Source organism: Nitrospirota bacterium, assembly GCA_040756155.1.
Taxonomy (GTDB): Bacteria; Nitrospirota; Thermodesulfovibrionia; order JACRGW01; family JBFLZU01; genus JBFLZU01.
The window spans coordinates 1-7,395 of record JBFLZU010000120.1 but is presented as its reverse complement, the minus strand read 5'-3'; the positions used below and the strand labels follow the sequence as shown (position 1 = coordinate 7,395).

The following is a 7,395-nucleotide window of genomic DNA, read 5'->3' as shown; positions in this document are numbered from 1 at the left end:
ATGGGGCTGGTTCTGGCTCTTTCCTTCAAAGTCGCTTTCAATAGACCCTCGTTCGCATATCATTAGAAGGCATCATATGCATCCGGCATCACTTCAAAAGGCATTCAAAGATGCGGTTGGAAAGGCAGGTATAACTAAGCAGGCTTCTATTCATACATTAAGGCACAGTTTTGCCACACATTTGCTGGAGAACGGCTATGACATAAGGACAATTCAGGAACTGCTTGGACACAAAAATCTCCAGACAACTATGATCTATACCCATGTGGCGTCAAGGAATATCCTTGGGGTTAGAAGCCCGCTTGATAAATAATTTATGCATCTATCGTTATTTCATTTCCTTAACAGATTATCACATCTCAATCCACCTTTCTAAAATCCCCACAATCTGTTATATTATTGCAGTATGCGTCATATAATCCTCGGCACTGCAGGACATATAGATCACGGGAAAAGTGCGCTTGTTAAAGCCCTCACAGGGATCGACCCTGACAGACTCAAGGAAGAAAAAGAACGTGGCATAACCATAGACCTCGGTTTTGCCTATCTTGAATACCCAGACGGAATCACAGTTGGTATAGTGGATGTGCCAGGGCATGAAAGACTGATAAAAAACATGCTTGCTGGTGCCGGAGGTATAGATATCGTGCTACTTGTGGTAGCAGCAGATGAGGGTGTAATGCCTCAGACAAGGGAGCATCTTGCAATATGTAATCTCCTGAAAATAAAAAGGGGTATTATCGTAGTAACAAAGGTTGACCTTGTGGACGAAGAGTGGTTATCCCTTGTAATCGATGACATAAGAAATCTCACAGAAGAGACATTTCTTAAAGATGCCCCGCTTATCACCGTATCTTCAAAAACAGGACAGAACATAGAGTTACTGCAAGAAACAATCAGAAAAATGGCATTGGAGACCCCTCCTAAGTCAACAGATGGGCTATTCAGGCTACCTGTTGACAGGGTATTCACAATGAAGGGGTTTGGGACGGTTGTAACAGGGACCCTTCTTTCAGGAAAGATACCTGTAGGAGATACCGTAGAGATCCTGCCAGGCAGGATTAAGACAAAAGTAAGAGGAATACAGTCACATAATATTAAGGTCCAGGAGGCATTTGCAGGTCAGAGAACTGCACTTAATCTTCAAGGCATAGAAAAGGAAGAGATAGTAAGGGGAGATGCCGTCACACTTCCCGGCATGATGACACCAACCTTTATGCTCGATGCCTCATTTCATCTGCTAAAGGACTCTCCTCCCCTCAAGAACAGAACAAGGATACGTCTTCATATCGGGACATCAGAGGCGATCGGCAGGATACTGATTCTTGATCGAGACGAGATCGCTCCAGGAGAGAGTTCGTATATACAGCTCAGGGTTGAATCTCCTGTTATAGCCCTATCAGGAGACCATTTTATAATAAGACGCTACTCTCCACTGCAAACACTGGGTGGAGGAATGATCTTAGAACCACTGGCAAAGAAACATAAAAGGGGAGAAGAAAAAATACTTTATGGGCTGAAGATACTTGAATACGGAAATCTCGAAGAGAAGTTCTCTTATAAAATTAACACCAGCGGTGTTTCAGGTATATCATTAAGCAATCTCAGAGGATGGATAGATGCTGAGAATACAGCGATAAAAAATGCGCTGATTTCACTAAGCAATCGTGGTGAAATCATACTTATTGATAAGGATGATGAAATATATCTGCATATAGTTGTATTCAATCACCTCAAGGATGCTGTTCTATCTGCCATTGAGATATTTCACAGAGAAAATCCCTTAAAGCCAGGAATGTCGAAGGAAGGATTAAAAGGGATATTCAAGGAAGGCTCTATCAAGGTTATGAACAGGGTCTTATATGAACTTGAACGGACAGGAAAGATTTCAGTGGAAAAAGAACTTGTCAGACTCTCTACTTTTATGGTAACCCTCGAAGAAAGACAGGACGCCATCAAGGAAAAGATACTCAGAGCGATTATGGAGGGTGGCACTCAACCACCGATGAAAGAAGAGATGGAATCCACACTCAATATAAGCCACCAGAACGTTGCTGATATCCTTAAACTTCTGACAAGAGACGGGTTGATTGTAAGGATTAATGATTCACTTTATTTTCATGTAGATGTATTTAACGATGTATTAAACAAACTGAAGGAGTTCTTCAAGCAGAAGAAAGAGATTACCGTTGCCGAGTTCAGGGACATGATAAATACATCAAGAAAATACGCAGTACCACTTATAGAGTATCTTGACACCACGAGGGTCACCCTACGGGTAGGAGATAAAAGGATACCGAGATAAGAAAAATGGGACGGCAGGCTGTCCCCTTTTCTCTGCTTAAAGAGAGAAAAGATTATTGAAGGATTGGTGGCAAGTATGCTAAGATTGTGTATAAGGAGGGGGAATGAGGTTATTATTGATATCTGTGACGGCAGTTTTACTTGCGGGAGGCGTAGTATTTGCGGATGAGCCAGCTATCAAGAAGTATGAAACAATTGAAAAATATGGGCATAAAATACCGGATGTAAGGGAGGCACGGATACTGAGTGAGGAATCTGTAGATTTAATCGATAAGATACCAGGAAAAGAGACACTTATTAGAACTTATGTAGGTAAAGATGGAAATCTTATCAGGACATACAGTATCAAGGGAAGGATATTTCGCTATGATGTGGATGTAGATAGAGGCTATCCCTATGAGTATTCATTGATTGACAGGGATGGTGATGGTCTCTTTGAGACAAAACAGGATCTTAAGGGTGCAGTTTCTATGTCTGGTAAATTGAGGGAATTCTATTTCGATATAGAAAGACAGACTCCTTACGAGTATATATACATCATCGAAAGAGAGCCTGGTAGCCACGAATGGATAGAAAAGGTAAAGGGTGAAATTATATATGTTCCACAGTGGGTGATATTCAGATGGTAGGAAAGATTAGTAGTCCCATTATCCTGTTTCTCTCATTTCTTTTGATAACAGCCCCATCTTTTGGGAAAGAACCCGATAAATCCCTTAATATATCCTTCACTATGGGGCAAAGGACATGGTTGAGTAAAGGGGATAGCGACTGGAATATAGCCGATACTGATGGCTCTCCGAATGTGTTATCTGAATTAGAGTATAAGCATATTGACAGCACGGTAATTGAATTATATGGAGAAGTCGGCATCAACTCTAAGCATTTCCTGATATTGGAATATGGATATGGAAATATCAGAAATGGCAAATGGATAGACAGCGATTATAATAGAGATAACAGGCAGGGGTTATATTCCCGCAGTAGTGGAACTGCAGAGGATGACAACCTCTGGTATCTTAATATAGATTATGCCCTCCGTATATTTACAAGACCTGATAGAGGGAAAGGGAGTGAACCACATGGGGTTCGCTACAAGCAGGATTTATTTATAGATGTCCTGCTGGGGTATCAGCACTGGAAAGAAGATATAATTATGACTAATGGATTTCAGGAGGTGCCAGCAACAGGGGCATTTTTTAGACTGAAGTCTACTTATATCTTTGAATGGGATAGCATAAGGATTGGAGCAAGGGGAGGCGTGCCTTTATCAGACAGGCTTTCTCTAAAAGCAAGCCTTTTTGTAATACCCTGGACACACTACAGAGGAGAAGGCATCTGGAATCTAAGGACAGATTTCAGGCAGGATCCGAGTTTTAAACATAAGGCAAATGGTGGTTTTGGAGGTGGTGGAGATGCCACCTTATCCTATAATCCATGGAGAAGCCTTTTTATAGAGATGGGCTATAGATACTGGAGGATAGAGTCAGGTGATGGCACAGATACTACCTACTTCAGTAGTGGAAGAGTAGTTACCGCACCTTTTAACAAAGCAACCAGCCAGAGACATGGTGTAATCTTTGGTATCAATTATGTCTTTTAACTAACCTCAAGACTTATATCTACTGCTGGGGCTGAATGTGTTAGTGCACCCACAGAGATAAGGTCCACACCAGCAAGTGCTACATCCCTGACATTATCGAGATTGATATTTCCTGATGCCTCGATAAGAATTGCGAGTTGCGAGTTGCGAGTTGATCGTATAAAAGAAACTGCCTTTTTTATTTCATCAATTCCCATATTATCCAGCATAATTATATCGACTTTAGCCTCGACCGCCTCTTTTACTTCATCGAGTTTTTTTGTCTCAACCTCTATCTTTACCGTGTGAGGCAAGATTTCTCTTACACGTCTGACTGCAGAGGTTATACCTCCTGCGACCACTATATGATTATCTTTGATGAGAACTGCATCATAGAGCCCGAATCGGTGATTTAATCCCCCTCCACACCTCACAGCATACTTTTCAAAAGCCCTTAACATAGGTGTTGTCTTTCTCGTATCAACTATCCTTGCCCCTGTGCCTTTAACCTGTTCTACAAACCTTGATGTCAGGGTCGCTATGCCTGAGAGCCTCTGCATTATATTAAGGGCTGTCCTCTCTCCTGTCAGTAATGCCTTTGTATTACATGAGACCCCTGCAATTATTTCGCCTTTTCTTATGGTATCACCATCTTTAAAGTGTGAAGATACTGTTGCATCCCTGTCGAGGGCTCTGAAGACTCCCTCTGCGATGTATAAACCGCAGAGGACTAAGCCTTCCTTGGCAATAATCTTACCCTCAGATGTTTTCTCTTCAGGGACTATCGAGGTGGTTGTTATATCTCCGTGCCCTATGTCTTCGGCAAGTGCTCTCTTTATGAGGTTATGGATTAGGTGTGGTGGAATTTCTATCACCTTTCAATATCTCCTCAACAGATTTTTTCATCCTTACCATCCTCTCTGGAGATGAGGGATGTGTTCCGAGATAACTGCGAGTCATAGTTGCAGGCAGTTCTATCGCAAACCTCTCCCAGAATTCGGATGCCTTTACAATATCAAAACCAGCCCTGTGGGTGTAAAGCAATCCAAAATAGTCAGCCTCCCTTTCAAGTTCCCTTGAAAATGGGGCATGCAATCCCCTCGCAACAGTATCTCCCAGCACCTGTCCACTTTGAGGGTCATATCTGCTCATTACTCCCCCTACGAGGATACCTATTATACCACTTAGTATCTGGGAGCCTGTTGATTTCAATAAATGTCCTTTTGTAAGATGTGCCATCTCATGTCCGAGAACAAAGGCAAGTTCATCATCAGATTTAACAAATCGTAGCATTCCGTAAGTAATATAGACACCACTTGAATCAGCAAAGGCATTAATCTCAGGGGAATCTATAACGAAGACAGCGAGCCTTGGCATATCGGCAGGTATAATATCAATATTGAGTGTCTGATTATTCCGTGTTATAGTAAACCTTGTGACCTTGCCTGGTGTGATGTCCTCCACCGCTCTGCTATAATCAGTCATGTCCGATACCTTTTTACCATCGATCTCTTTTATAATATCACCTGCTTTCAATCCTGCCACATAAGCAGGAGTTCCTGGAGTAACAAAAGAGATAATGAGCCTATCCGATGAAGATGCCTCTTTTCCTGCAATCCGTGCAAGGACAGGGTCTTTGAGATTATAGAGGTCTATTCCGATACCTCCCCTTCTTTTCTTGAAGTCCTCCTTCGGTATCGCTTTGAGAAGCCTCCAGCTTACTGTATGCACCCACTGTTTGGTTTCGATAAACCGTTTTGCAGCCTTTATCCTGAGTTCTTCTGTAGCGACCTCTATTTCCTTATCCGTAACCTTTGGACCTGTCGTGGTCGCACAGGCAGAGAGAAAGAGGAGAAGAATCAATATTGTTATTTTCCATTTTCGCTGTTTCAATATCATCTATTCTTCCAACCTCGCTTCAAGTTTTGATTTGAAGTCTTTATAAAAATTAAATCGCAAAAATTTCATTTATCCTCTTCTTCCACTCATCCTCAGCTATAACCTGAAACTCAATCCCTCTTGAAAACTCTCTATTCAATTCCTTCCATTCTCTTTTTTGGCCTAAGTCGTTGCAAAACTTAAAAACGTTTCTCTTATATTTAGTATCTTCGAAATCCTTTAGATGAACGCCCTTTGTTTCAACAACATAGACCGTGCTGAAATTTCTACCGGAATCATCGGCCTTTGTAAATATGAAATCGGGATAAATTTTGTTCTTTCGCCATCCCTGAATGTAGTAATCCTGTCTGGAAAGATTCCTGTACCACCATAAAAGCTTTTCTTGTTCATCGAGATATATTGCAACAGATTTTTCTGTTTCGCTATCAAATTCTTCTTCAGGGACATAATCAAAAAGACTCCTCTGAACCTCAGAATGATCATCCCTGACAAGCCTTTTGCTGCTCTTTTTTACCTTTATGCTTGGAGGGAGTTCATAACCTCCCTTATCGGCCAGAAGGAAAAACCAGAGCTTTTTCTTATCAATCAAATCTCTGAATATTTTCTCGGACAGCCTGTTACGTTCTTCCAACAACTGTTTGCGGGTCTCTTCAATGATAAAAGCAAGGTTATTTGTAACTTTCTCTTTGCTGTTATTCTTCAGCAAGGCATCCAGAATCTTTTTCCCGATATCATGGGCAATCCAGGGATTTGGGATAATATCCAGCAACTGTCTCGTCATAAGAACGTGGTCGAGCTTCAACCCCCCATGCCTTTCTTTGCTGCCTTTTCTCTCAAGAAGTTCTTTTACATCCTCACTCAGCCCAACCGTTATTTCTTCATCCCTTAATTTTTTCTCACCCAGCGGAAGGACTTTCACCGGGTTTAAGTCTGCATCAGTCCAGTCTATTCTGCTTAAAATGTCCATGTCGTAGTTGACATCACGCCACCCGATGTTTTCCTGAATTACAAATTTAGGCAGATAAACTTTGCCCTCAAATACTTTGAATTTGTCTCTATATCTGACAACCTTTTCCTTTGTAGCATCCTCTAAAGCCGGATCTCCCTCTTTTACAGTCACCCTTGAAGCCAAATCGCCCAGCCCCTCAACTTCAAAACCTTTCTTGATGCTTTCTAAAAGAACGCCTGCTTTCGGCCTATGGCAAAAGACATAGCTTTCATCAAGGTCTTTGACTTTGGATTTTCTGGCTTTATACTGCCTGAGAATCCTTCCTACAAGCTGCGTGATGCTAAGCTGAGAACCGGGATTTGTCAATATCGTAAGAATATATGCAAAGGCGCAGTCCCATCCTTCCTGCAATGCCTGCTTGGTAATGATATACCTGATTTCACAATCACGGCCTAAAAGGTCTATGCCTTCAATATCATCTTTTTCGCTGCTTTTGATAGCTATCTCATTTTCCGATACGCCGCATTGCTTGATAAGATATTCTTTAACGTCCTCTGCGTGAATATATTTCGTTCCCCTCTGCTCCTTGCCTGTTCTTTCTGCTTGCACCAGACAGATAGGCCTGATATGTTCGCCGGTATTCGCCTCATATTCCTTTGCCTTG

At 41.8% G+C, this 7,395-nt stretch carries 7 protein-coding genes; 4 read left to right on the top strand and 3 right to left on the bottom strand.

Annotation, left to right across the window (positions count from 1 at the left end; genetic code table 11):
* The 4 genes from AB1488_11430 to AB1488_11415 form a co-directional block, all read left to right on the top strand.
* Nucleotides 1-313, top strand: a 313-nt coding sequence (locus AB1488_11430) for a tyrosine-type recombinase/integrase (protein MEW6410696.1), incomplete at its 5' end; no start/stop codon positions are given.
* Nucleotides 314-406: 93 nt separating this feature from the next.
* A complete protein-coding gene (selB, locus tag AB1488_11425) occupies nucleotides 407-2,305 on the top strand; it encodes a selenocysteine-specific translation elongation factor (protein MEW6410695.1) in 1,899 nt (632 codons plus the stop codon).
* Between the two features lie 103 nt (nucleotides 2,306-2,408).
* A complete protein-coding gene (locus AB1488_11420) occupies nucleotides 2,409-2,933 on the top strand; it encodes a hypothetical protein (GenBank protein ID MEW6410694.1) in 525 nt (174 codons plus the stop codon).
* The gene (locus AB1488_11415; protein MEW6410693.1) at nucleotides 2,927-3,904 is read left to right on the top strand and encodes a hypothetical protein; all 978 of its coding nucleotides are present in this window, start codon (nucleotides 2,927-2,929) and stop codon (nucleotides 3,902-3,904) included. The genes AB1488_11420 and AB1488_11415 overlap by 7 nt, the downstream gene beginning before the upstream one ends.
* On the opposite strand, the gene nadC is transcribed toward AB1488_11415, so the two are convergent.
* From nadC to AB1488_11400, 3 genes are all read right to left on the bottom strand, one after another.
* Complete coding sequence (nadC, locus tag AB1488_11410) at nucleotides 3,901-4,758, bottom strand: carboxylating nicotinate-nucleotide diphosphorylase (protein ID MEW6410692.1); 858 nt, start codon at nucleotides 4,756-4,758, stop codon at nucleotides 3,901-3,903. The genes AB1488_11415 and nadC overlap by 4 nt on opposite strands.
* Nucleotides 4,727-5,782: a M48 family metallopeptidase gene (locus AB1488_11405; GenBank protein ID MEW6410691.1), complete on the bottom strand. Its 1,056-nt coding sequence runs from the start codon at nucleotides 5,780-5,782 to the stop codon at nucleotides 4,727-4,729. Before AB1488_11405 ends, nadC begins: the two co-directional genes overlap by 32 nt.
* Before the next feature lie 49 nt (nucleotides 5,783-5,831).
* A partial coding sequence (locus tag AB1488_11400; protein MEW6410690.1) for a restriction endonuclease subunit R occupies nucleotides 5,832-7,395 on the bottom strand: 1,564 nt, incomplete at its 5' end.